Annotated in this window: 21 protein-coding genes and 1 tRNA gene; 11 read left to right on the forward strand and 11 right to left on the reverse strand. The window is 62.4% G+C overall.

Annotated features, from left to right (window positions below; all coding sequences use genetic code 11):
* Window positions 1-414: 414 nt before the first annotated feature.
* From galE to SH809_00790, 3 genes are all read right to left on the reverse strand, one after another.
* A complete protein-coding gene (gene galE / locus SH809_00780; GenBank protein ID MDZ4698211.1) occupies window positions 415-1,401 on the reverse strand; it encodes a UDP-glucose 4-epimerase GalE in 987 nt (328 codons plus the stop codon).
* A gap of 932 nt (window positions 1,402-2,333) precedes the next feature.
* Complete coding sequence (locus SH809_00785) at window positions 2,334-4,079, reverse strand: hypothetical protein (protein MDZ4698212.1); 1,746 nt, start codon at window positions 4,077-4,079, stop codon at window positions 2,334-2,336.
* Between the two features lie 24 nt (window positions 4,080-4,103).
* Window positions 4,104-4,676, reverse strand: a complete 573-nt coding sequence (locus SH809_00790; protein ID MDZ4698213.1) for a hypothetical protein — start codon at window positions 4,674-4,676, stop codon at window positions 4,104-4,106.
* 501 nt (window positions 4,677-5,177) lie between these two features.
* Between SH809_00790 and SH809_00795 the strand changes: the two genes are divergently transcribed.
* Genes SH809_00795 through SH809_00805 form a run of 3 tightly spaced genes read left to right on the forward strand, consistent with a single transcriptional unit; the run spans window position 5,178 to window position 8,305 of the window.
* The gene (locus SH809_00795; GenBank protein ID MDZ4698214.1) at window positions 5,178-5,657 is read left to right on the forward strand and encodes a Rab family GTPase; all 480 of its coding nucleotides are present in this window, start codon (window positions 5,178-5,180) and stop codon (window positions 5,655-5,657) included.
* 51 nt (window positions 5,658-5,708) lie between these two features.
* Entirely contained in the window at window positions 5,709-6,839 is a 1,131-nt protein-coding gene (locus SH809_00800) for a HAMP domain-containing sensor histidine kinase (protein ID MDZ4698215.1), read from the forward strand.
* 20 nt (window positions 6,840-6,859) lie between these two features.
* The gene (locus SH809_00805; protein ID MDZ4698216.1) at window positions 6,860-8,305 is read left to right on the forward strand and encodes a sigma-54 dependent transcriptional regulator; all 1,446 of its coding nucleotides are present in this window, start codon (window positions 6,860-6,862) and stop codon (window positions 8,303-8,305) included.
* Window positions 8,306-8,336: 31 nt separating this feature from the next.
* Here the strand turns inward: SH809_00805 and SH809_00810 are convergent, their stop codons facing one another.
* Complete coding sequence (locus SH809_00810; protein ID MDZ4698217.1) at window positions 8,337-8,576, reverse strand: hypothetical protein; 240 nt, start codon at window positions 8,574-8,576, stop codon at window positions 8,337-8,339.
* 499 nt (window positions 8,577-9,075) lie between these two features.
* On the reverse strand, window positions 9,076-9,966 hold the full coding sequence (locus SH809_00815; protein MDZ4698218.1) for a DUF3078 domain-containing protein: 891 nt from the start codon (window positions 9,964-9,966) through the stop codon (window positions 9,076-9,078).
* 241 nt (window positions 9,967-10,207) lie between these two features.
* Between SH809_00815 and SH809_00820 the strand changes: the two genes are divergently transcribed.
* Both SH809_00820 and SH809_00825 read left to right on the forward strand, forming a co-directional pair.
* Entirely contained in the window at window positions 10,208-12,682 is a 2,475-nt protein-coding gene (locus SH809_00820) for a heavy metal translocating P-type ATPase (protein MDZ4698219.1), read from the forward strand.
* Window positions 12,679-12,894: a cation transporter gene (locus SH809_00825; GenBank protein ID MDZ4698220.1), complete on the forward strand. Its 216-nt coding sequence runs from the start codon at window positions 12,679-12,681 to the stop codon at window positions 12,892-12,894. Before SH809_00820 ends, SH809_00825 begins: the two co-directional genes overlap by 4 nt.
* Window positions 12,895-12,958: 64 nt before the next feature.
* Here SH809_00825 and SH809_00830 read toward each other — a convergent pair whose 3' ends face one another.
* Genes SH809_00830 through SH809_00840 form a run of 3 tightly spaced genes read right to left on the reverse strand, consistent with a single transcriptional unit; the run spans window position 12,959 to window position 14,758 of the window.
* On the reverse strand, window positions 12,959-13,660 hold the full coding sequence (locus SH809_00830) for an SDR family oxidoreductase (GenBank protein ID MDZ4698221.1): 702 nt from the start codon (window positions 13,658-13,660) through the stop codon (window positions 12,959-12,961).
* Between the two features lies 1 nt (window position 13,661).
* Complete coding sequence (folE, locus tag SH809_00835; GenBank protein MDZ4698222.1) at window positions 13,662-14,312, reverse strand: GTP cyclohydrolase I FolE; 651 nt, start codon at window positions 14,310-14,312, stop codon at window positions 13,662-13,664.
* A gap of 32 nt (window positions 14,313-14,344) precedes the next feature.
* Window positions 14,345-14,758: a 6-carboxytetrahydropterin synthase gene (locus tag SH809_00840; protein ID MDZ4698223.1), complete on the reverse strand. Its 414-nt coding sequence runs from the start codon at window positions 14,756-14,758 to the stop codon at window positions 14,345-14,347.
* Window positions 14,759-15,036: 278 nt separating this feature from the next.
* Between SH809_00840 and SH809_00845 the strand changes: the two genes are divergently transcribed.
* The 3 genes from SH809_00845 to coaE all read left to right on the forward strand — a co-directional run bounded on the left by SH809_00845 (window position 15,037) and on the right by coaE (window position 18,131).
* Window positions 15,037-15,381 carry a histidine triad nucleotide-binding protein gene (locus SH809_00845; protein ID MDZ4698224.1) on the forward strand — a complete coding sequence of 115 codons (345 nt, stop codon included), beginning with the start codon at window positions 15,037-15,039 and terminating at the stop codon, window positions 15,379-15,381.
* On the forward strand, window positions 15,378-17,441 hold the full coding sequence (locus SH809_00850; protein MDZ4698225.1) for a hypothetical protein: 2,064 nt from the start codon (window positions 15,378-15,380) through the stop codon (window positions 17,439-17,441). The genes SH809_00845 and SH809_00850 overlap by 4 nt, the downstream gene beginning before the upstream one ends.
* An 87-nt stretch (window positions 17,442-17,528) precedes the next feature.
* Window positions 17,529-18,131 carry a dephospho-CoA kinase gene (gene coaE, locus SH809_00855; protein MDZ4698226.1) on the forward strand — a complete coding sequence of 201 codons (603 nt, stop codon included), beginning with the start codon at window positions 17,529-17,531 and terminating at the stop codon, window positions 18,129-18,131.
* 55 nt (window positions 18,132-18,186) lie between these two features.
* Here coaE and SH809_00860 read toward each other — a convergent pair whose 3' ends face one another.
* The 3 genes from SH809_00860 to SH809_00870 form a co-directional block, all read right to left on the reverse strand.
* On the reverse strand, window positions 18,187-19,191 hold the full coding sequence (locus SH809_00860; GenBank protein MDZ4698227.1) for a glutamine synthetase beta-grasp domain-containing protein: 1,005 nt from the start codon (window positions 19,189-19,191) through the stop codon (window positions 18,187-18,189).
* A gap of 451 nt (window positions 19,192-19,642) precedes the next feature.
* Window positions 19,643-20,128, reverse strand: coding sequence for an Lrp/AsnC family transcriptional regulator (locus SH809_00865; GenBank protein ID MDZ4698228.1), 486 nt, complete (start codon window positions 20,126-20,128; stop codon window positions 19,643-19,645).
* 89 nt (window positions 20,129-20,217) lie between these two features.
* Window positions 20,218-21,177, reverse strand: coding sequence for a hypothetical protein (locus tag SH809_00870; GenBank protein ID MDZ4698229.1), 960 nt, complete (start codon window positions 21,175-21,177; stop codon window positions 20,218-20,220).
* An 846-nt stretch (window positions 21,178-22,023) separates the two neighbouring features.
* Between SH809_00870 and SH809_00875 the strand changes: the two genes are divergently transcribed.
* The 3 genes from SH809_00875 (at window position 22,024) to SH809_00885 (ending at window position 24,811) form a co-directional block, all read left to right on the forward strand.
* The gene (locus SH809_00875; GenBank protein MDZ4698230.1) at window positions 22,024-23,688 is read left to right on the forward strand and encodes a J domain-containing protein; all 1,665 of its coding nucleotides are present in this window, start codon (window positions 22,024-22,026) and stop codon (window positions 23,686-23,688) included.
* 129 nt (window positions 23,689-23,817) lie between these two features.
* Window positions 23,818-24,612, forward strand: coding sequence for a hypothetical protein (locus SH809_00880; GenBank protein ID MDZ4698231.1), 795 nt, complete (start codon window positions 23,818-23,820; stop codon window positions 24,610-24,612).
* A gap of 123 nt (window positions 24,613-24,735) precedes the next feature.
* Window positions 24,736-24,811, forward strand: a tRNA-Ile gene (locus SH809_00885).
* Window positions 24,812-25,135 lie beyond the last annotated feature (324 nt).

Genomic DNA, 25,135 nt, shown 5'->3' on the forward strand with positions numbered 1-25,135 from the left:
GGCCCATACCCGATCGCCGCTCGGGGCAGGTCCGGATGGATAGACCTCGGTCTCTCGTAATCCATCCGGAAGAGCGGCGCCGAGGCGCCAGACAGCGTAATTCTGGAGATTCTCCTTGGTGGCTAGTCGTTTTTAACAGCCCTATAATATTATGCCCCTCCTGTATTTACAATACGTGGATAAAAAACGGCCTTAGCTTCTAAGGTGTCTTTACCTACGATCTGGGCCGTTAAAACCCCTACGTTTCAAAGAAAAGCTCTTCCGAGCCGTTTCCACCTGGCGGAACACCACGACGATAGGTAGGCATTTTAACTCAACATTCATGTGATAGCCGGCCTGAACTGACGAAAAACGGGGTCGGACGGCGTTCTGGCGGATTCGGGCTGGCGTGGCGGAAGGGTGGGGGAGTGGGCGCTACACGCCGTTCGCAAATCCCCGTGGGTGGGCCCGATGCCAGTCCCATGCGCTCTGGATGATGGGGCGAAGCTCGTTGAATGCCGGCGCCCAGCCGAGGTCGCGCCGGATGCGGTCGCTGCTGGCAATCAGGCAGGCGGGATCTCCGGGCCGGCGCGGGCCGCGCACTTCCGGTATCGGGTGGCCCGTCACCAGCCGCGCCGTGTCGATGACTTCGCGCACGCTGAAGCCTTTCCCATTGCCGAGGTTATACGTCCGGCTCTCATTTTCCAGCGCCCCGAGCGCCAGCACGTGTGCCCGCGCCAGATCCACTACGTGGATATAGTCCCGAACGCAGGTGCCGTCCGCCGTGGCGTAATCGTCCCCATACACCACGATCGCCTCGCGCTGCCCGAGCGCCACCTGGAGTACGAGCGGAATCAGGTGGGATTCCGGCTCATGGTGCTCCCCGAGATCGGGCGAAATCGCTCCACACGCATTAAAATAGCGAAGCACCGCGTAGCGCATGCCGGCGCAGGTCTCCATCCAACGTAAGGCGCGTTCCAGGTACCATTTGGACTCGCCGTACGGGCTGCCCGGCGCGATGGGGGTGTCTTCATCGATCGGAATACGTTCCGGAACCCCGAACAGATTGGCGGTGGAAGAGAGAATGAAACGCCGCACACCGTGCGCCGCGGCGGATTCCATCAGGTTGAGGCCGGCCGTCACGTTGTCGCGCAGGTACAGGATCGGGTGCTGCATCGAATGGCCGACGAGGGAGTAGGCGGCGAAATGCATCACGGCGTCCGGACGGAATCCTACCATCGCGTCGTCGATCGCGGCGCGGTCCATCAGGTCGGCCACGATCACCTCCGCACCAGCGCCCACCGCCTCGCGATGCCCCTGGCTCAGATTGTCGAACACCAGTACCTGGTGCCCCATCTCCAGCAAGTGGGCGACGGTCGCGCTGCCGATGTAACCGGCGCCGCCTGATACGAAGACGTTCATGGGAAAAAACGGATGAGGGTTAATTGGAAAGGTCCGCAAAGTAGGGATTTCCAGCCTCATCGCCCCGCGACGGGCTTGATTAGCGAGTAGCGATTCGTGATTAATGCGAATCAGGAGTTGAACTATGTCAAACCCCCCATTCTTCGTCTTCCCCAATCGAGTTGGGAGCCTGCCCCCGGCTTTGACCGGGGGACGACGACCCTGGAGCGTGGGGCGGAAGCCAGTATGCGCCGTGTTTCAACTCCTGATTCGCATGATTCGCGAATAGCGATGAGGTGTTTTAACGGCGCAGGGCGTTCTTGCACGACGGTTCGCGAGGCGCGGCATGACATGAACCCCGGACTCGCACAAAACAAAAAGAGGGAACGCGCCCGACCCACATCGGCGCGTTCCCTCAAGGGGGGATTCAGGGGGGTATTCCCGGGGAGAAGACCTCGCCCGACCCACTAAGGCGAGGCCCCCTCCCTGATGGGAAAAGGGCTCCAAGCATAAGGAGAAGGGACCGCACCCGACCCACTAAGGTACGGCCCCCTCTCCCGACCAGGGATAAACTCCATCCCCAGTTCCTGGAATACAGCCGATACATCAGCTGAAGAGTCGATGGGTAGATGCGCCGAATCCGGCTGTAGCGCGAATAGCCGGCGATGTACCCGAGCGTAAAAACAAGGCGGCCCGAGAGCCTTTTTTTTGTCTGTTAGCGCTGATTACGAAGTCCATGCCAATTGGCCCGGGCCGTAAGGCATGCGCAGTATAGCGCCGGCCAATTCGCACTGACAAGGGGGAAAAAACCCAATCAAGGCCCATTATCCGCTTTTTATTCCCGCCTGGTATTCATACCTGCTCCATACTTCACTCCATGCTGCGCACACGCTGTATGATAATGCCACACAAGATGCTACGGTCCTCCAGTAATGCCGCAACTGCGGTTCGGCTCAGCCGGCATCGATCACGCTAAACGTCACGCTCCGATCCAGAAACGGCTCCCCAGGCCGACCAACCGTCACCCCGGCGCCCGATTCGACGCGTAGCACCTCAGCCGGAACCCCGCGGCTGATAAGCGCGTCGCGCACTATCGCGGCGCGAGCGTCGCGCAGCCGGCGGTTGACGGCCGGGTCGCCCTCGCGACTGGCATGGCCGGTTACGACCGCCGTGCGCGCTGTGCCGGCGAGCCGGCTTCCCTCCGTCAGCTCGATGATCAAGCCGGCGACATCCATGAGGGCGGCCTCCTGCCCCTCACGCATGGCGGCGCTCCCGCTCTGGAAAAACAGGATCGACTGTCCGATGCGCTCGATGAGCTCCTCGATGGGTACACCGCTGATCGGCCGCAGGGACGTATCGATGTATCCGCCTACGCCGGGTGCGGCCAGCGCGCGCTCCCGAGCGCGCCGCATCCAGTCGGCCGACGCCGTACCTGTAGCTACGAGCGTATCGCCGGAGAAATGAAGCTCGACGGTTGGTGGGACCTCCCAATGGGCCTCGATGCGCCGGAGCAGTACGGTCGTTTCGAGGGCGAGGTACGGCTGCCACAGGAAGGTGATGCGGTCGGCATCAGGTCCCTCTGCCGGTGGGACTAGGGCGAAGGGATCGCGTAAACCTCGCACATACCAATCACCGTCGCCACGCCCGGCGTCTACTACGATGATCCCCGGTTCGCCCCGCAGACGGTCCACGTACCCCTGAAACCGCTGGTACTCCATGGCGACCATCGCCAGCCAGATGGCGCTGCCCAGGAAAAACACGCCGAGGCCGAGCCAGACCCAGCGTCCGCTCGAGGCTACAGGCCGCGTCTCCATGTGCAGGCCGGCGTTCAGCAGGGGCCGCAGGTGCTCAAAGGCGGCCATGTCCCCGGAAAAGTCCTGGAACTCCTGGCCATGCTGCAGATGGATGACCTCGATCAGGTCCCGCAGCCGTTCGCTCAGTTCGCGTGTCAGGACGCCCCGCACGACGGCCGCGAGGACGGCCCGGGGGCCGGGCTCGATGAGCAACGTGAGGTCACCGATCTCCACCCGGTTCAGATTCTGCTCCCGCGTCGCCCCGAAGGACTCGCGCATGAAATCCTGCACGGCGCTCATCATCCCCGAAATCACATCCGGATCCAGTTCGGCTGCACGCTCGGAGGTGACGTGTTGGATGGGTAGCCCGCTGCTTCGCTCGATCAGAAAGAGGTGCTCTACCCGATAGGCGAGCGTGTGGCTGATGACGACTTCGGAGAACGGCCGGCCCGTGCGCGCCGCTTCCAGCCGCCACTGCAGGCTTCGCACCGAGAGGCTATGCTCCAGCGTGCGATTGATCGTCTCCACCATTCCCCGCAGCGCCTCCGCGATGCTGCGCCGGATAGCGGGGCCGATGATCGGGAAAAGGGCGTCGACGAACGGTTTGGGGTTTCGGCGGATCGAGTAATGAATCGTTTTTTCGATCGTCGGCCCGAGCGCATTAGCGAGCAGGCGGGAATCCTCGCCGTGGAGCGCGATGGCCTCGGGCAACGTCCGGCTCATGGCGGGGATTTGCCCCTCCTCTTCCATGGCCGCTACCCGATCGACGCGGCGCTCGAGGCGGTCGACCTGTTCGGCTTCTTCGCCAATCAGAAGCCGGCGCAACTCCTGCATCTCGGCCGCGTGGGCCGGCGCGTCGTCGCTCGCGCGTCGCCCGGGGGGCGACGGCGGTGAGGGCTCGTTCATAGGATCGATGGGATAAGACCCGAATCAGGCGCCGGCGCCGTTTAATTGGTCGGCCAGCTGGTTCATGAACGTGGCGAGTTGCCGGCGGTCGATTTTATCCGAATCGAGGCGCGTGTGGGAGGTCTGCAACTGCAGGGATAGGGCTTCGACCTGGGTGTGTAAAGCGGCCGTCAACGCATCCGCGCGGGCGGCGAGCGTGGTGCGGTAGTCCTGCTCCAAGGCCTGGAGGCGCTCGGTAAACGCCTTTTCGGCCGCATCCATGCGTTCGCCGAGGCTGGCGATATCCGCCTGGCGGTCGGCATCGTGGCCGGCGTTTGTCTGGCGATCGTTCGCGAGATGCTCCTCTATACGCGCCATCATGGCGTTCAGCACCTGATCTACGGAACCGAACCGGTCTGCCATTTCTTCGCGGAGCGCGCCGACCTGGCCGGCGAAAGACGCCTCCATCTGCCGCAGCCGCGCCTCGTAGGCACGGATCTGCTCGCCAAAAAGGATGCTGCGGACTTTATCGAGTTCGCCCCCCATCCCATCCTCGGAAACCCGGAGTGCGACGGCGGGGAGCTGTTCCTGTTCGCCTGCTTTCGATTTTATTGCCATGGAAATAGGTGACGGGTGGATAGGTGATCAGTAGATAGTTCTGAGGCGATGCCTGAAAGGAGGCGGAATGAGTCGATGTGGATCGATGCCGGCAAATAATAACGCATCGTCACGGATGCGTGCCAGTATTTTGGACGCCGCGATGCGAATTCGCACCTCTAATACTTCGGACCGTTTACCAAGGACAGTGCTACAACGAACGAATCAGGCCTTCCTCGAATCGAGGAGGGGCCTGATCCACAGGAATGGCTCGGAATAGCAAAAACTGTCCACAGTATTAACCTCGTCCAACCGATCCTCCTCCAATTGACTTCATTCGTTACGCCGGAGCCGCTCTGCGTGGTGGATTTCTGGAACGAATTGTTCCTGTTTGTGTCGCAGAATGCTACACCTCACCTGGGGGCCCTTGCCTTCAGGGCCCCATCCACCCGAATTCACACAGGTCCTGTGAATCCAGCAGAACCGCCGGCCGCTGAACCGAGCCGGAAGATCAAACGCAAAGTGTGCATGCTCGGCACGTTCGCCGTCGGAAAAACGAGCCTCATCCGCCGCTACGTCCGAGGCGTGTTCGACGAGAAGTACTTGACGACGATGGGCGCGAAGGTCGACAAAAAAAACGTACGGGTAGCGGATGTTGGGGTCGATCTTTTGTTGTGGGATTTGAACGGAGAAGACCGATTCCAGGCGCTTTCGATGGAATACGCGCGTGGCGCCGCCGGCTACCTGCTGGTGATCGACCGGACGCGTCCGGCCACCCTCGAGGCGGCCCACGCGTTGCAGCAAAAGGTCCTGCATGCCGTGGGTCCCCTGCCGTTTATCGTCCTGGTCAACAAGTCCGACCTGCCCGGTCACTGGGATCGGCAGCCGGGCGACCTCGACGCGCTGCGTGCCGGCGGGTGGGTGTTCGTCGAAACCAGCGCAAGAACGGGCACAGGTGTTGACGAAGCTTTTATGAGTCTCGCGAGCCGGCTGATCGATTGACGTCGCTCCCGCCGCTTCTCACCTTACGAACGCCTGTAGCGAACTCATGGTATGAGCGCCGTCCTCTCCCGCCTGCTCTCCGACCTCTCGATCGCCGTCCTGGAATCCACCGGTGGCCGCTCCTTTGCACTGGTAAGCGACATCCCGGCGTGGCTGGACGCCCTGTGGCCCACGGCACGGAGCCACGGCGAGGCCCTGGAGCCCGGTGAGACGTTCCTGTTTCTGGACGACTTCATCGATCGGGCGATCGCGCACTGGGAAGCGGGGCGCGAGGAGCCGCTTGTTTCGGGTTTGTGGACTGAGACCCGCGCGGATGGCGCCGAAATCCTGCTCGAAGCGACGGCGCGCTGTATCGAAGGCCGGCCTCTCCTCCTGATCCACATCCCCCCTGAACAGCAGACACGCGGCATCTTCCAGCAGGCCCGCGAGCAACGGCTCGCCTACGAACACCTGCTCGACGAGATCAACAAACGGGAGATCCTGCTCCATTGTATCGTGCACGACCTCTCGAACCCGCTCGCCGGTATCCGCGGCAGCCTGAAGTTGATGGAGCAGGAGTCGATGGTCTCGCCGGACGGCGACGAGCTGCTCCGGATCAGCCTCAGCCAGACCGAAAAAATGCAGCGATCGATCCGTGGCATCCTCGAAGCTTTCTCCGTGGATGCTCGCCCGCTGATGCCTTCCATCGTGGCGGCGGACGTCGCGCCGGACATTCTACTCTGCGCGCACCAGGTCGCGGCGTCGATGGCCGCAACGGCCGCGCTGCGGGGTGTGGCGATTCAGGTGGAGGCCGCGACCTCTGCTGGAGACACCTGGCGGGTGGCCGGCGAGGCCGAGCGACTCGAACGGGTGTTTTTTAACCTGGTTGCCAACGCGCTGCGCTACGCCACCGAAGGAGAAACCATCACGCTGCGTCTGATCGCGGAGGATGCGTATATTCACGCGTCCGTCGAGGACCAGGGGCCGGGCGTGTCGGATGCGATGGCCAGCGCCCTGTTCACCCGCTTCGCCCGCGGCGACGACCGCCCCGGACAGGCCGGGCTCGGGCTGTACTTTTGCCGGATCACGGTCGAACAATGGGGCGGCCAGATCGGCTACCGGCCGGCCGCCGGCGGAGGCGCCTGCTTCTGGTTCCGCGTGCCGAGGCCGGCACAGGGTTTAACGTTAAACGTTAAACGGTAGGATTTCCAACCTTATCACGTATGGCGCTTCGCATCTTTATCGTCGAGGACGATCCCGACTACGCCTCCCTGCTCCGTTTCCAGCTGAAGAAGCTCGACACGCTCATCGAGGTATTCGAAACCGGCGAGGCGGCCCTAGCCGCACTGGATCCCGCGCCCGACCTGATCTATCTGGATCTCGTGATGCCTGGCCAGGGCGGCCTGGAGACCTTGCGTCAGATCCACGCCATGCATCGGCAGCTGCCGATCGTCGTTGTTTCGTCCCAGACCTCCCTCGGCGTGGCCCTCGAAGCGCTTCGGCTCGGGGCGTACGACTACGTCACGAAGGGCGTGGACGACACGGTCAAGATCGAAACCATCGCCCGGCAGATCGCCGACAAAACCGCTTTATCGGCGGAGGTCGAGGCCCTGCGCGATCTATTACCCACGCCGCAGGGCATTCCTGGCCTCATCGGCGAAAGCGCGGCGATGGGGCGGGTGCTGCGCATCCTGCGCAAGACGCTCAAGGGCAACCTTGCGGTGGCGATCGTGGGCGAAAGTGGAACGGGCAAGGAGCTGGCGGCCCAGGCCATCCATTACAACTCGCCCCGCCGGCGCGAGCCTTTTGTCATCGTCAACTGCGCCGCCATCCCGAACGAACTCATGGAAAGCGAGTTCTTCGGCCATGAAAAAGGGTCGTTTACCGGCGCCTATACGCGTAAGATGGGCAAATTCGAGCAGGCGAACCGGGGCACGATCTTCCTGGACGAAATCGGCGAACTCAACCTGAGCCTGCAGGCCAAGCTTCTCCGGGTATTGCAGAACCAGGAAGTGCAGCGGGTCGGCGGCAACGAAACGATTCGGGTGGATGTGCGCGTGATCTGTGCGACAAACCGGGATATCGTCGAGATGACGCAGCACGGGGCGTTCCGCGAGGATCTCTACTATCGTCTGTTCCAGTTCCCCGTCCACCTGCCCCCGCTACGCGAGCGCGACCAGGATGCCTTGCTGCTGGCGGAGCACTTCCGGAAGGCGTTTCTCACGGCGCACAAAGACGTGGAGCCCCGTGAATTCTCCTCCGCGACCCGCCGGGTCATCCTGGCGAACGACTGGCCCGGCAACGTGCGCCAGCTCAAAAATGCGGTCGAACGCGCGTTGCTGGTGTCGGATACGCCGGCGATCGAGCCGCTGGACCTCATGCTCGAAGCGCTCCCCCCGCCCCGCCGCCCGATGGCCGCGAAGGCCCTCGCGCCGTCTTCAGCGCCGATTCCAACACGCGCCGGCTCGCCGTCGGAACGGCTCTACGAAGCCCGAAACGCCGATGCGATCCTTCCCCTGGAAGATCTCAAGCGGCTCGCGATCGAACACGCCTACAAGGTGTGTAAAGGCAACATCGACCAGACCTCGATCCGTCTGGGCGTCACCCGGTCCACCATCTACCGGCTGATGGAGAAATACAAGATGGAAGGCCACGAGATCGTTCCGTAACGCGAACCAGGGGCTCGGGGCGAATCCGGGCTCAGGAACGACGGGTGTCGGACGTGAGATGCCAGGCCGCCTCGTCGGACTCCGAACCGGGTTCAGATTCGAGCTTCGGCGCAGGGTACGGGGCGTGTAGCCAGTCGACAGGCAGGGATGAAGATAGGCTTTGAATGCGCGCGGCGTCCGCGAACGCCCCTCGGGTAAACCAGCCGATCAGGAAGCCCAGAAAGGCCGACACGAGTAAAAAAAGGAGCAGTTGCGCCGTGAGGTAGATCATGATGTCTCGCGCGTTTTGCCGACCCGGCATGGTGCAGATTCGAGTATATCATCCTACTCACAAGGCATATGCCACTTGGACCCGGGTGCTGGATTCCAGCCGGCAACGCCGCTCGGTGTCGCATTGTGCAAAACGAACGTGCCGCAATCGGACAGCACTTCGCTATCCGATTGCGACACGCCGAGATGCGGAATGTATCGACGGCTCTATACAATCAACGCTAGAGCAGGCCAAAGCCGGAAGAGACATTTCGCAGATCAAGGCACGCGACAAGTCGCGAATGAGGCGTACCCAGGTACGCCGCAATGAGCGGCGAGGAGCGCAACGCCGAGATGCGGAATGTATCGACGGCTCTATACAATCAACGCTAGAGCAGGCCAAAGCCGGAAGAGACATTTCGCAGATCAAGGCGCGCGACAAGTCGCGAATGAGGCGTACCCAGGTACGCCGCAATGAGCGGCGAGGAGCGCAACACCGAGATGCGGAATGTATCGACGGCTTACAGGAGCGAGAAGGAGACGCCCGTCGACAGCACCTGCTTCAGCTGCGCCTTGTCGCTGATGTCGAGGTCGTAGAACGTAACGAACTCGAAGTTGACCGACAGCCAGCTATTCACCTTCATCGACACCAGGTTCTCCCAGCGGATGTCTGGCTGATCGAGTTGCGTAAAGCCGAAGAAGAAGCCCAGCGACGACTTCAGGACCACGTTTTTCACGAGCTCGCGATCGAGCTGGGAATACAGGTCGAAGCCGCCTTCCAGGCGCAAGGTCTCATCGATATCGTTGCCATACGCCTCACGCAGCTCCTCGATCGACACGATGGTCTCCTTGGCCGCGAGGCCGAAACGCTGCGAGAACCAGGGGACCGGCTGGTAGGCAAGACCGATGGTTTGTGTGGATGTCGCCGGCGAGAGGAAGGCCGAGACCCGCGTCTGGGGGCTGGTGCCATAATCAAACCCTTCCGCGAACTGGCTACGGAACGAGAAGGCGAGGATCGGATTGAGCGTCTTCCAGATGCGCTCGCCCTGGTACTGGGCGGAGCTTTCGAGGTGGATCAGGTCATCCGCCTTGCGTACATCCAGCGTATCCTGCTTCAGGAGACCAAAAGCAAAACGCAGCTTCCGCTTGCGCAGCCAGTGCTCCGTGTGCTTCATCTGTTCGCCGAGGATGCCGGTCGTAAAGGCGAGCGAGTTGATGCCGCCTTCGCTCCAGTTGCTGTAGGAGGCCTGGCTGCCGGCGAGGCTGGCGATGAGGCTATTCCGCCAGCCGGTGGTATCGACGACGGCATCCTGGGCGCGGGCGGAAGACGCAAAGGAAACAAGGGCAACGGCGAGGAGCGTCAGACCGCGAAAGATCGCACGGCCGGCACGCCCGGTAGTAGCAGTGTTCATGGCGTTAAGATTCCCAGAGGGGAGGATATTGATGGAATGATGGCGTTGGATACAGGCGTGGATCTGCGGGCCTGAAACGTACGGATCGGCCATTAGGAGCCATGCTTCGCGCTTTTTTCATGCGGGGCGTTTTTCCAGCAGACGGAGGGGTATGTACTCTTTGTTTTCCACACGCCGGCGAAGGATCCATGACGGTGTTGACGCTTTCTAAGGGGACCCCCTTCATATCCTCCCCATTGCCATGCACACGCCGGCCCCGACAGCTACCGCCCCCGATGCGACCGAGTGGACACTTCCCGTCGAAGGCATGGAGTGCGCCTCGTGTGCGGTGCGGATCGAAAAACAGCTTCGAAAGCGAACCGGGGTACTCGGGGCCTCGGTCAACCTGGCCAGCAACGAGGCGCGTATTTCGACCGCCGGCGGATCGGTTCACCTCAACGACCTGGTGGACACCATCGAGCGCACCGGTTTCCATGTCCCAAACCTCACTTTCGAGGCGCCACTGCGCCCGGATGCGTCTCCCGATGAAACGGCGCTCGAGGCGGTGTTCGAGCGTACAAACGGCGTCCTGACGGCGCGGATTGAGAATGACGGCATCGTGGTGCGATACGTGCCGGGGGTCGTCGAGCCGGCGGTGATTCAGGAACTGCTCGTCCTTCGCGGCTACATAGCGTCCGGCGCGCCGGCGGTGTCCGAGGTAGCATCGTTCGATCCACACGCGCTTGCGTTCCATAGTCTCTTCCGCCGTTTCCTGCTCGCGGCCGTCTGCACGCTTCCGGTGGCGATCCTCTCAATGGCGCATGGCGCGCTCGACTTCCCGGGCGTGCACGTAGTCCTCCTGGTCCTGACGACCCCGGTGGTGGTCATCGCCGGCGGCCCGTTCTTCCAGAGCGCGTGGCGGTTGCTCCGTCACGGCGGGGCGGACATGAATACCCTGGTGGCCCTCGGCGTCGGCTCGGCGTATGGCTACAGCATGGCCGCGACGCTGGCTCCGGGTTGGTTCGAGGCCGCTTTTGGCCGCGCGCCGGACGTCTACTTCGAGGCGGCCGCCGTCATCGTCACGCTTATCCTCTTGGGCCGGCTGCTGGAGGCTCGGGCGAAACAGCGGACGAGCGAGGCGATCGAAAAACTCATCGATCTTCAGCCGGCGATTGCGCGGGCGCTGGTGGATGGGCGCGAAGTGGAGCTTCCCGTCGCCCAGGTAGCGGTGGGGCAGCGCCTCGTCGTGCGGCCCGGCGAGCGCATCGCGCTGGACGGCGTGATCGTCGAGGGCCAGTCCGCCGTGGATGAGAGCATGATCACGGGCGAGCCGCTGCCGGTCGAAAAAGAGCCCGGCAGCGCGGTGACCGGGGGGACGCTGAATCGCACGGGTGCGTTTGTCTTCGAGGTCAAGCGAATCGGGGCGGAGACGACGCTGCAGCAGATCGTCCGCTTCGTGCGGGATGCGCAGGGACGCAAGGCCCCCATTCAGCGCCTGGCCGACGTCGTCGCCGGCGTGTTCGTCCCGATCGTCCTGGGCATCGCCGTCCTCACCTTCATTCTATGGTCGATCTTCGGGCCGGAGCCGGCCACCGCCTACGCCCTCGTCGTGTTTGTCTCCGTCCTCATCATCGCCTGCCCCTGCGCCCTCGGCCTGGCGACGCCGACAGCCATCATGGTGGCCACCGGCAAAGCCGCAGAACACGGTCTGCTGGTGAAAGGGGGCGACGCGCTCGAGGCGCTGCACCGGGTCGACACCGTAGTGCTGGACAAAACCGGCACGCTGACCCTGGGAGCGCCGGAGCTGACCGATGTCGCGCCGGCCGGCGACTGGACCGCAGAGTCGCTGCTGCGTCTCGCGGCATCGGCCGAGCAACGATCCGAACACCCGGTCGCCCATGCCATCGTGCGCGCCGCGATAACGCAGGGGTTGGCGCTGAGCGCGCCATCCGCGTTCGCGTCGGCGACCGGCCTGGGGATCGAGGCCGTAGTGGAGGGCCGTCCGCTGGTCATCGGGAACGAGGCGTTCCTGGCGAAACAGGGCGTCGGCATCGACGCCCTCGCCAGCGTGGCCGAGGTGCTGCACGAGGCGGGCAAGACACTTGTCGCGGTCGCCGTCGACGGCCGGTTCGCGGGATTTCTGGCTATCGCGGATGCACCCCGGCCCACCTCCCGCGCGGCCGTCGCGGCCATGCGCCGACTGGGGATCGAGGTGATCATGCTCACGGGCGACCATGAGCGGCCGGCGCGGGCGATTGCCCGTGAGGTAGGCATCGACCGCGTCATCGCCGGCGTCCTGCCCGACGAAAAGGCCCGGACGATAGAACGGCTGCAGGCGGAAGGGCGCGTCGTGGCCATGGTGGGCGATGGCGTCAACGATGCGCCGGCGCTGGCGCTGGCGGATGTGGGCATCGCCATTGGCGGCGGCACCGATATCGCCATCGACGCGGCCGACGTCACGCTCATGCGCAGCGACCCGGGCGCACTGGTTGCGGCGTTTGCATTATCCGCCCGTACCATGCGTACGATCAAACAAAATCTGTTCTTTGCCTTTATCTACAACATCGTCGGCATCCCCATCGCCGCCGGGGCCCTGTACCCCGTGCTGGGTTGGCTCTTGAGTCCGATGATCGCCTCCGCCGCGATGGCGCTTTCGAGCGTCTCGGTGGTGACGAACAGCCTGCGGCTAAAGCGATGGAAGCCGGCGGATACCCCTACAACTGGACATCTCCCATGAGCATCAAAAAAGAAACCCTCAAGATAAATGGAATGAGCTGCGGCGGCTGCGTGAAATCGGTCACCCGGGCGCTTACGCAGACGGAAGGCGTGACGGTCGAACGCGTGGAAATCGGCCTCGCGGAGATCACCTACGATCCGGCCCTGGTAACCCCCGAAGCGATCGCTGCAGCCATCGACGAAGCCGGGTTCGAGTTAGCGGAAGGGGTTTAAGGTTCGAGGTTCAAGGTCCAAGGGATTTGGTCCATTAAACCTTAGACTCCGAACCATAAACCCTCTACACGTCCCCAAGCCTCGGCCGTAGGATGAGCTCTTCCACGACGGTGCGGTCGCTAAGGCGGTAGACGTCCAGCAGCGCTTGAGCGATGTCTTCCGCCGGCATAAAGCGTTCTTCGGGAAGATCGACGCCTTCCCAGCTGGGCGTGAACGTGGCGCCAGGGAGCAGGGCGGTGACGCGCAGGCCGTGCGACTTCGTTTCTTCGCGCACGCTCCGCGCCAGCCCAAGCAGCCCGTGTTTGGCCGCGCAGTAGGCGGCGCCGGCGGCATAGGCGCGGATGGACGCGACGGAAGCCATGTAAAAGAGATGACCGTTGCCCCGCCGGATCATCGGCTCGAGGAACGCGCGGGTGACCAGGAAGGCACTGGTGAGGTTGACGTCGATCTGCCGGCGAAAGGCCTCGGCGGAGGTCTCGAGGATCGAGCCGGGCTCGAATACGCCGGCGTTATTGACCACCACATCCGGAGCACCCCACACCGTCTGCACGGCCCGCGCCATCGCGGCGACCTGTTCATCGACTACGACATCACAAATAAACACCTCCGCCAGGGCGCCGGCCGCGCGGCACGCCCGGGCCACGGCTTCCAGTTTTTCGGCGTTGCGGGCAACAAGTGCGAGGCGAACGCCGGGCTCGCCGGCGAAGGCGAGCGCGATGGCGGCGCCGATACCCTGGCTGGCGCCGGTGATGACGACGACCGGCATATCAGTGGCTGCCGATCAGACGCATGAACTCGGTCCGCGTCGCGTCCCGGTGAAATTCGCCGCTGACGGCGCTGGTCGTGGTAGTCGAATTCTGCTTTTCCGCCCCGCGCATCATCATGCACAGGTGCTGAGCCTCGATGACCACCGCGACACCGAGGGGCTTGATGACCTCATCGATGGCATCGCGAATCTGGAGGGTGAGGCGTTCCTGGACCTGGAGCCGGCGGGCGAACACATCCACGATACGCGGCAGCTTGCTCAAGCCCACGATCTTCCCGTTTGGGATGTAGGCGACGTGCGCCTTTCCAAAAAACGGCAGCATGTGGTGCTCGCACAGGGAATACAGTTCGATGTTCTTTACGAGGATCATCTCGCTATAATCCTCCTCGAACAACGCGGCCGACAGGATCGCATGGGGATCCATCGCATACCCCTGGGTGAGGAACTGGTACGCTTTCGCCACCCGCTCGGGCGTCTTGAGAATACCCTCTCGCTCCGTATCCTCGCCGATGAGCTCGAGAATGCCGGATACATGGTTGGCAATGGACCGCGTGACGTCCGGCGTATACCGTTCTTCACGGGTGTAGAGTGTGTCGAAGGTCGTATGCGCCGACCCATTTGAATCGTGTGATTCCGTCTTTTTCTTCTTCATTGAAGTAGGATAGATAGAGGGATCGGGGGGCGTCATTCTCCCCGATATTCGGCCACGTTGCGCTCCGTTTCGTAGAGGCGGATGGCATGCAACCGGCCCGCCGGGACCACGTCGACGAGTTGCCGCCAGATGGCCACCACTACGTTTTCGGTGGATGGCAGGATGCCCTGCATGAAATCGACATCTAGATTGAGGTTGGCGTGATCCACCTTGTCGAGCACCGTTTTTTCGATCAGCTGCTTGAGCACACCCAGGTCGATCACGTAGCCGGTTTCAGGATCCGGCTCGCCAGCGACGGTCACTTCCAGCGTATAGTTGTGGCCGTGCCAGTTCGGATTGTTACACTTCCCATAGGTACGACGATTCCACTCGTCGGTCCGCTCCGGGTTGTGCAGGCGATGGGCCGCGTTAAAATGGACGACGCGGGTCACGTAAACGGTAGGCATGATCACTCCGGACGATTGGGTAGCTCGGTGGCGGTTTTCAGCGTCGGACGTACTACGCCATACTACACAGTGCGCGAGCGGTGGTGACCAGCAACAGGGCCGCCTATTTCCTGCACGCGAGCCCGATGCTAACACGCGAGCGTTGAAATCGGTCCCGTTTGCGGTGACCGTCGGAAAGCAGGCATTCTGCCGGCCGCTGAAACGGAGTATCGGCAATCGAGTATCTCAGCTTCACCGATCCGCCGATCGCCTTTTTCCAGCCATCGTGTTGACCGTCCATGCCTGATAAAACACTCTTTCAGAAAATCGCCGACCGTGAGATCCCCGCCGAACTCGTCTATGAAGATGCGCAGAGTTTCGCGATTCGGGACATCCACCCGCAGGCGCCGACGCACCTCTTGATCGTGCCGAGAAAGCCGATTCCGAGTCTGGATGATCTGGAGGAGGGGGACGAAACGCTTGTGGGGCATCTATTTACGGTGGCCCGCCTCCTGGCGGCGCGTGAGGGTCTCACGCACGGGTATCGAACCGTGTTTAATTGCGGGCCGGCCGCCGGCCAGACGGTGCCCCATCTCCATCTCCATCTTCTGGGCGGGCGCACGCTCACCTGGCCCCCGGGATGACGCGGCATGCCAACACCTCCTCCCGCATCGGGAGCCCTCTTTCCCTGCCGCTCGCTCTGACACTGGCGGTGCTGGCGGCCTGGATCGCCTTTCTGCCGCGTCTCTCTCTGTCGCAGGCGCCCGGCGCCGCGACGATCGGGTATGAGCGCGAGATCAACCGATACCGCTGGACGGCGCACCTGGACGTGGACGAGCGCGCCGGCGCCTGGCAGGTGCAGGCCGTCAATCGGTTTGCGTCGGACGCCTATGTGTTGTTCGACAACCGATTGAGCTTCCGGGACGAGGACCGGTTTCGGTGGGCGCTCACGCGGCCGGCAAAAGGCAAGGTGGCGGCGGGATTCCGCGGATCGACCGCCTGGTTCAGCCAGAGTCGTGTCCTCCAGCAATCGATAGCCGGCGTGTTACCCATCACCCCCTCCCGGTGGATGCTCCTCGAGCCGGCGCTGGGCGTCACGCTCGACCAGCGGCCCGGGGCGATCAACAGCGAGGGGTTTTCGCCGTTGCGGCGGGACGCCGGCCCGATGTTCGGAGGGCGCATCCAGCTGACGCCCGGCGAAATCGACGGCTACCGCATCCGGCTGGCGAGCGAGGCCAACCTCCAGCTCATCACGCCCCGACGCGGCCGGCTCCTACAGGTCGATGGAGCCGTAGAGCGTCTGTTCGACCAGACGCGGTTCGCTACCCGCCTCACCTACAGCAACGTCCGCCGCGACGCCTATCAGGCCGTCTCCTTCCTTAACCGCGACGCCATCACCGCTGCCGCTCCCGAAACGGTGGAGGCCACAACCAGCGATACGCTCGCGGCAGGCTTCGACCTCTCCACCCCCATCGCCCGGGGCCTCACCCTCGCCGGCCGGTTCGACCTCGGGGCCAACAACCGGATCGTCCGTACCTTCCACGCCCCCGACGACGCCCTCTTTTTTGACACCGACTTTCACCGCCGATCGATCGATGTCGAAGCCGGGTTACGGTATACCTCACAACCCGTGCAGTCCTCGCTCACCTTCAGCATCGGCGCTGAAACCGAGGCCCGCACGCTGGCCAACCGCGACGCGTTGCCGCCGGCGCAGGCCGCGCAAAAAGGAGCGTTGCTGGAACAGGCGGACTATGACCGAAACTTCTACACGCTCCAGCTTCGCACCCAGGCCTCCCTCACGTCTCGCCTCACCGTGCTGACGGAAGGTACGGCCACCATCCTGCGGCACGATACACCGGTCCTCAATCAGGACGACCGCGACGAGGTCTTTTTTAACGGCCAGGTCGGCCTCCAGTACCAGATCAACCCCGCTCTGATCGCGGATATCCGCCTGCTCAGTTCCTATTACCACACCGTGTATCTCAAGGCTCAGCGTTCGGCCGAGAACAGTGTGCAGCGATCCCTACGGCTGCGGCCCAATCTAACCTGGACTCCCACGCCGTCCACCCGCGCCCAGATCGGCTCCGAGGTGCGGGCGACGTATACGGTGGACGATTACGTGCTGGAGGGCCGGCGGCCCCAGGACCAATCCGCCCGCGAATTGCGCTATGACGGCACACTCGAGCAGGACATCGGTTCGGGGATGCGGGTGCTGGCGGAGGGGACCCTCAGCGACCTTCGCCTCGGCCGTTTTTTCCAGGATCGTTTTGCCGAGATTCCATTCGACACCCTGCGAACGTACGGCGGCCGGCTCCAGCTTCAGGCCGGCCGGCGTGTGGTAGCCCGCGCCGGCGTCCGATTTTTTATCCGGACCGATTATGACCGGGCGACGACGGTGCGGTATCGCCGGGTGGACGACGCCGGTGCGTTGTTGCTGGATGAGGGTGGAGCCGCGGTCCGCACCACTGTCACCCGGCCCGGCCGGCGTTGGATCGAGCAGATCGGCCCGACCGGCGCCATTGATTACCGCATGCTCGGGGGTGGCAGCCTGCGCTTTGAGGGCTGGCTCAACCTCCAACGCATCCGTTACCGGCTCTATGGGGATCTCCCTGAAGAATCCGCCGCCCACATCCGCGCCGAGGCGCGCCGGGGCAGCCGGCGCTATATTCCCAACCTGGCCGTGACGGTGGTCTGGCCGTTGTAAGGCTTAAGAAGATTAGCGATTAGCGATTAGCGATTAGCGATTAGCGATTAGCGATTAGCGAATAAACCCATTAAACCTTAAACCCTCTTGAAATCCCTCGGCGTCACAGGCGGTATCGGCAGCGGCAAGACGACGGTGTGTCGGATGCTGGAAGGGATGGGGGCGGAGGTGTTTTACGCAGACGCGGAGGCTCGGCGGTTGATGAACGACGATGCGGAGTTGCGGAAAGAGCTGGTAGCGGCGTTTGGGGAGCGGGTGTACGACGCCGCGGGACGGCTCGACCGGGCGTATCTCGCTCGGGAAGTCTTTGGCGACTCCGAGCGGCTGGCGCGACTCAACGGGCTGGTTCATCCGCGGGTGCGACGGGCGCTGCAGGAACGCAAGGCCGGCGCCGCACATCGCGGGGCACCGCTACTGGTCTACGAGGCGGCACTGATCTACGAGACGGGAGGTGAACGGTATGTCGACGCCGTGGCGGTGGTGCAGGCGCCTGTCGCCCTTCGAATCGAGCGCGTGACGACGCGGGACGGCGTGGAGGCGCATCAGGTGGAGGCGCGCATGCAGCACCAGTTGCCGCCCGAAACGCTTCGGGAGCGGGCCGACTTCCTCATCGAGAACGACGGCGACCTGGAGCACCTGCGCCGGCAGACGGAAGCGCTATACCGGCGGATGGTAGTACGTTCCGAGTGACGAGTTCCGGGTTCTGAGTGGTTCTCGGAACCCGGAACTCCCTACACGGAATGCCTCACTTCACCTGCTTGAGTGTCTCGATCAAACGAGCGGCTACTTTGTACGGATCGGCATTGGAGGCCGGCCGGCGGTCTTCCAGATACCCTTTCCAGTTGTCGCGGATCATGCCGACGGGGATGCGGATCGACGCGCCGCGGTCGCTGGCACCGAAGCTGAACTTCTTGATGCTCTGGGTTTCGTGTTTACCCGTGAGCCGGAGTTCGTTGCTCGAGCCGTAGACGGCGATGTGTTCTTTGTGGCTGGCCTTGAACTGTTCCATGAGCGCCATGACGTACTTCTCGCCGCCTTTCTCGCGGATGCGGGTGGTGGAGAAGTTGGTGTGCATGCCGCTGCCGTTCCAGTCGCCTTTGATCGGCTTCGGATGAAGTTCGACCGTCACGCCGTACTTCTCGGCGGTGCGGATGAGGAGGTAGCGGGTAAGCTGGACGCTGTCCGCCGCTTCCTTGGCGCCTTTCCCAAAAATCTGGTATTCCCACTGGCCGAGGAGTACTTCCGCGTTGATGCCCGTCACTTCGAGGCCAGCGTTGAGGCAGAGGTCCAGGTGTTCTTCGACGATCTCGCGTCCGGCAACCTTGCCGGTGCCGACGCCGCAGTAGTACGGTCCCTGCGGGCCCGGGTAGCCATCGGTCGGGAAACCCAGGGGTTTGCCGTCCATCGTGAGCACGTATTCCTGCTCGTAACCCAGCCAGAGATCCGGATCATCCTCGAACGTGGCGCGGGCGTTGGTGGCGTGGGGCGTGCCATCGGCGTTGAGGACCTCGCACAGCACCAGGTAGGCATTGGCGCGGTCTGCATCGGGCGCGAGGCGAACCGCTTTGAGCAAACAATCGGACGAGCGGCCTTCCGCCTGCTGCGTCGAGCTGCCGTCGAAACCCCACTCCGGGCAGTCCTTGAGCGTCGGCGGCTTGCTCAGCGTGACAATTTTCGTTTTGCTACGAAGATTCGGCTCGGGTGTATACCCGTCGAGCCAGATGTACTCGAGCTTATACTTGGTGCTCATAGGGATGGAAGCGTGGATGAATAAGTGCGTGGATAGAAAACTCCGATGGAGCGGATAAGCCCCGGCCTCGCCGTGCTCGCGAGGCGAGCGCTGGGTCAACGAGCTACCGTGGCGCGTCGCCCGAGCACTCATACCAGTGCCATACATGCGGACGGCGCATACTGTCTTAAAAAATTAGGCTAATCCGGCCCCAAATATAGCTTGCGTCTTTTTCCTATTCAATCGGAGTCAAAAAAGCAGGACGCACTTCGCCAAATATTTATGAATCAAGAGCCGGTGAACACATTAATAATTAAGCAGGAACAGCGTGGATGGTGCCGTATCGATGAGCCGGCGCAGTTAGTTCCGGCGCTTATTTTCTTAAGCGACGGGGAGGAGAGGTACTCGATGGAGAAGAGCGCGGACCCACAAAAAAATGGGGGCCGGAGGGGATCCGGCCCCGAAAGGGGTCTCAGGTGGGCTCGCCGGCCAGGAGATCGGACGGCACTACGTCTATCTCTCGCGTCTCCTTGTAGGTGCTCAGCACGATGCTCGTCGAGGTCCCCTGCACGCTCGGCCACGACTGGAGCCGGGCGAGCAACTGCTCGAGCGTCGTCGTGTTGCGCGTGCGGATTTTGAGGATGTGCGAGCCCTCGCCGGTGATCGAGTGGACCTCCTGCACCTCGGGCAGCTCCGACGCGCGGCGGACGAACTCGGGATACCCATCCGAGTTTTCGACCCGCACGCGGATGAACGCGGTGATGTCGATATGCAGGCGTTTTGCGCTGACGACGGCAAAGTAGCCCGTGATCACACCACGCTCCTCCAACTTGCGCATCCGCTCGCTCACGGAAGGGACCGAAAGGCCCACCTCCTCCGCGATGCGGTTGCGCTTCATCCGTCCCTGCGCCTGGAGCAGCGAAAGGATTTTTACGTCGATCTCATCTATTCTGTCCATTGACAGCGTCTCCTAATAATTTTAACATTCACGCCGCAAAGCTACATCAACGGCGGGAGACGAGTCAACAGATAGTTTAAATTCTTACGTCACGCCTGATTTTTGAGGTATACGAGCAGTTGTGAGCGGGACAGTTTGGTGATGTACTCCAGAATATTGCGATGCTCCTGGCTATACGATCCCCGCGACAGGCTCGGGATATACGTCTTGAGCGCGTCGAAGTAGGAGCCTACGGGCGCCGCGTCGCGGACGAACTGCGAGGTAAGGATGTCGCGGACGGTATGGAAGTAGGTGTCGAAGGTGGAGACACACACCTTGCCCTTCTTCACATACGAATCGTGCATGACGGTCTGCACCTTCTGCGTGGCCTGTTCGATGGCCTGTTCGACCTCTTCCGGGCGGAGCACCTGCTCGTGCGCGGCGGCGGCTTCCTCGTTGGTCTCGCCGACATGGACGTAGGCGGAGCGGATGGCCTGCGCGAACCCGGTGACCGGGTAGGCATTACAATAATACGGGTGTTCGGCCGCGAACTCGACGAAAGACGAGACCAATTCGTGCGAGCTGGCCGAGCGGCACAGCCAGGCCGTCAGATGGGCTTCGAGCACCTCGACGGGCGCGATCGGCGCGCTGCTGAGTTCGGACGATTCGAACGAGCCGGCGATGAGCCACGCGCTGCCGTTGTAGCGCTCGAGTTGGAGGCGCTCATCGGCCTTGACCGCATCCTTGATGTTCCGGATGATCTTGGCGAGCGTCGGGTCCGCTTCGCGGTAGCGACGGAAGAGCCCTTCGTTGACCTTACTGAAGATGAGCCGGCGAAGGACGATGTAGAGATCCTGGTCGTTCAACTTCTGCCATTTCAGCGGGCCGAAGTACTGATCCAGGAGGTTGAACCGGCCTTTTTCGTCACGCTGAAAGAGATCCGCGTAACAATCCAGTGCCAGGTCCTCCAGCGTAAGCCCGAATAAATGAGGCAGCAAGTAGCCGGACCGGGCCTTTTTCTGCAGGTACGCCAGCGCAAGCCGGTAGCATTCGTCAACTAATTTATTCACCGAGGCGCGCTCGGGGCGATCACAAAGAGTCGCTGCGAGGATTCGTTTGATTTTCAACTTCTTCGGTCGTCATGGGGTGGTGAGTAGATCGCTAGCCCAGGGGTGGTGCATGATACCACCAGTCAGCAGGGATTTTTTCAGCGCAAACCGCAGGAGGTTATGCGCCGTCGACTGGTGATGAATGCGCCTTTTATCGATCGATCACGGAAGGGTTGGTATTCCTCGAAGAGGCGTGATCCGGCGGTTTTATGCACCGCCTGGAGAGCGAAACGAACACAGAGCGTTGTGCATGCCTAATCAACTGAGATAACGCCTCGGGAATGTCACGAAGCTGTGTCCTTTCAATCGTAAGTGTATTGTAATGTGCTGGTTCATTGTGGTAGAGACGCTTGAGGTGATGAGAGGTGTTTGCAGAACGGTTTCGATAGGCTATCTTGGGGACCCGTGCGCTCAGCAGCGCCAGTTGCCCTTCCGTGTTTTTTAGCCGCTTCCGGCTCCGTGCATCCGATTCGATGCGACGAGAGTACCAGTGCATCGGAATCGGTGCGGTGCAATGTGCCCGCGCATGCACTCCACGATGCCCCTGTAGTGCGAATGCCCGACAGGATTCCACGACGTATTCCGTCGTGTGCCGGCCTCTTGTATACGCTCTTGTATGCTGCAAGCGTGTATACGGTACATGCATGCACACTGTAGATTCGTGCACATTGTACATGTCTGCGCACTGTACATGTATGCAGACTGTACATGTATGCAGACTGTACATGTATGTAGACTACGGCCCGGACGGTACTCGTAGCACCTTTGACTCCACGTGCCGAATAACGATTATTCGCTGGTGCCTTGATGAAGCAATACTTCGACATACTTGAGCTGCAACCCGGCGCCACCCCTGAAGAAGTGAAGGCGGCGTACCGGGATCTGGCCAAGGTCTGGCACCCTGACCGGTTCGAAGGAGATTCGAGATTAAAATCGAAGGCCGCAGAAAAGCTCGCGGAGATCAATGACGCGTATGAGAAGATCCGTGCCTACCAGGCCCGGCAGCGTGCGCGTGCGGATGCCAATGCCACCCAGCGTCCGATCTACCCTTCGGCTTCGGAAACCGAGCAGCCCGGCACGACACCCGATACGACGGGCATTCACCAGCCGGGAGGCCAGCGCCCATCAAACGGCGCGTCGGGCGCCTATTATAGCGGATACCGGCGGCCGACGAATGGCCAGAGTGGACGCCGGCGCCCAGCTGAACGTCCGTCAAACGCAGGTAGCTTCAATGCGTTTCGCGACGAACAAAAACAAAATTCCTGGGCGGAAAGCGCCGCCAATTCTAACCCTTCCTCCACCGGCGCCAAGGCACGCGGATGGGCCGCGCCGGCTTCGCTGACGCGCCGCCGCGCCTCGATCCAGTACGGTCGGTTCGGAAACGCTTACACGAACCCTTATCGCCGCACGCGCAGTAAGCGCAGCCCCGTTATCCTCTACCTCTCCGCCGGCATCCTGCTCATCCTGGGCTTCGCCGCCATCCTCTTCTTTACCCAGCGGGAGGATCGGGTGGCTGATACGAGCTGGATCGAGAACTTGGAAAAGGAAGCGCAGGCTGGCAGCCTCGCCCGGCCTGCCGCCGGCCGCGACGAGACCCCCCTGGCAGACCCGGATTCGGCGGATTTGTGGGAGGTTGAAGCAGGCGGCGCCAATGACGAACCTCGCGCCAGCGCCGCGCGTCGGCGTCTCGCGCCGGCCGTGCCCCCGGGCTATTTCACCCTGGGCTCGTCGAAGGCCGACGTCGTCGCGGCGCAGGGGCAGCCGGACATCATGCGCGACAACCTCTTCCGTTACGGCTTCTCGCAGGTGGTGTTCGACGACGGCCGTGTCGTCGGCTGGCACCAGGCGCCCGAGCGCCCCCTCATGGTTCGCCTCCTTCCTTTTATCTACCGCGACGGGGAGTTTTTTACGGTCGGCTCGACGCGCGACGAGATTATCTCGATTCACGGCACGCCCGATCGCTACGGCGAAGACGGCCGTGAGATGATGTACGGGAAGTCCCGGATCACGTTCGAGCGCGGGCGCGTCATCAACTGGCACCAGACGAACGAGAACCCCCTCAACGCCCGCCTTCTGCCGGGATCGCGAACGAGCGCCACCTACTTCACGCTCCGCTCAACAAAAGATGAGGTCGTGGCCGCCCAGGGCAGCCCGGACAGCTTCAACGAAAACACCCTCCACTACGGCTACTCCACGATCTCCTTCCGCGACGGCCGTGTCGTGGGGTGGCACCAGTCCCCGTCGAATCCCCTCAACGTCATCCTCGAACCCTCGCGGCCCACGAGCTCGATCTCATTCGCCGTCGGTTCGACGCGCGACGAAGTCATCGCCGCCCAGGGCACGCCCGACCAGTACACGGACCGGATGCTCAAGTACGGACACTCCACGATCTCGTTCGAAAACGAGCGCGTGGTCAGCTTCTACGAATCGGCCACCTCGCCGCTCAAGGTCGCCGCGGAATCTCGCCACTGACATTCTCGGGACGCCCAGGTAAGCAGTCGCTTAAGTCCAGTTCGCGCCGGCCGATGCTTCCAATGGGGACCAGCACCGCGCCCGGGGGGGCGTGGCGTCTATCAACCGTTCCCGCAAAGCGTGTCCGCTATGGAAGAACTGGTTGAAAAAGTGCGTCATCTCGAGCGGCTCTACAATGCCGTACTCGATGCCGCCATCGAACAGCACGACATCGAGAAGGCGCATGCGCATCTGCGCGCCTACCATCGGGTGCGACAGGATATCCGGTTGAGCCTGCTGCCGCGCTCGGTCACGCCGTTGCCGGAGATCCGGGACAAGAAGATGCTGGCCCGGCTGCAGCAGATCAGCTCGGGGGAGGATCTCCCCGCCGGCTTCATGCGCGGCCTGTTCCAGGATACCCTCGACGCCGAACGCATCAAGGAGCTCAGCGAGGATCTGTTTTTCTCCTGGTTCGATCCCTACGGCTATGTCGAGGGGTTGTACGAAGTGGGGACGCTGGTGCTGGGCGTCGGGCGGCTGCCCGATTTCCTCGAGGATCTGGTGAAGGAGTTGCGGAATTGCTTCGTCTTCCAGCAGTACAACGCCACTTGCGCGTTATGCCGGACGGCGCTGGAAGTCTGTGTGCGCGACACCTTCGTGCGCGCCGGCCTGGACGATACGCATTCCCCGAACTACCTGTATGTCGAGCAGCGCGTTGCACGCACCTCGCAGCGCTGGTTCCTGGACGCGGAGGACCCCTCACTCGCCCAGATGATCGGGATGTTGTGCCTGCTGAGGCCGTACCGGGCGCTGAAGCATCAGCTGCGCCATATCGTCGACCGCGGCAACGACCTGATCCACGGGCACGTGAAAGTCGACCGCCTGGAGGCCGAGCGCATGCTCCGGTCCACGCTCCAGGCGATTCACGATCTCTACGAGGTCTGAGGAAGGGTTTAAGGTTCGATGTATAAGGTTCAAGGTATGGTGGACGAAGCGGCGTGTAAATGTGGTCTCTGCCGCGAACCCGCCACGCCTTGACACGTAATACGGCCTGATCTCGTCAGATTCGGGCCCGTAGCTCAGCGGTTAGAGCCGTGGACTCATAATCCATTGGTCGTAGGTTCAAATCCTACCGGGCCCACCACCTTATCGTTCGTCACGCGCGCCTCGGGTCTTCTGACCGGGCCGTTTTGCGCTTTCATGAACCCCGGCGAGCTCCGGAACCGCGAAAATAGTCGCCGGTAGCAGAACGCCTGAATCTCTTCTTTTTCCACGGCCGCCGCATGTCCCGGCTCGTGTCACGTACCCTTCTTTCCCCAATCGTCGTTTCGGCCATCTAGCGGCCTCTGGCACTTAAGAAAACGTCCATTCCAGACGATACTTTAAGACATCGAAGCAGGTGTCGTCCCCACTCGCCGCCGCGCCCCTAGCGCATCGGCCGGTGTCCGACACGGTACTCCGCCCCTCG

This window comes from Rhodothermales bacterium (assembly GCA_034439735.1).
Taxonomy (GTDB): Bacteria; Bacteroidota; Rhodothermia; order Rhodothermales; family JAHQVL01; genus JAWKNW01.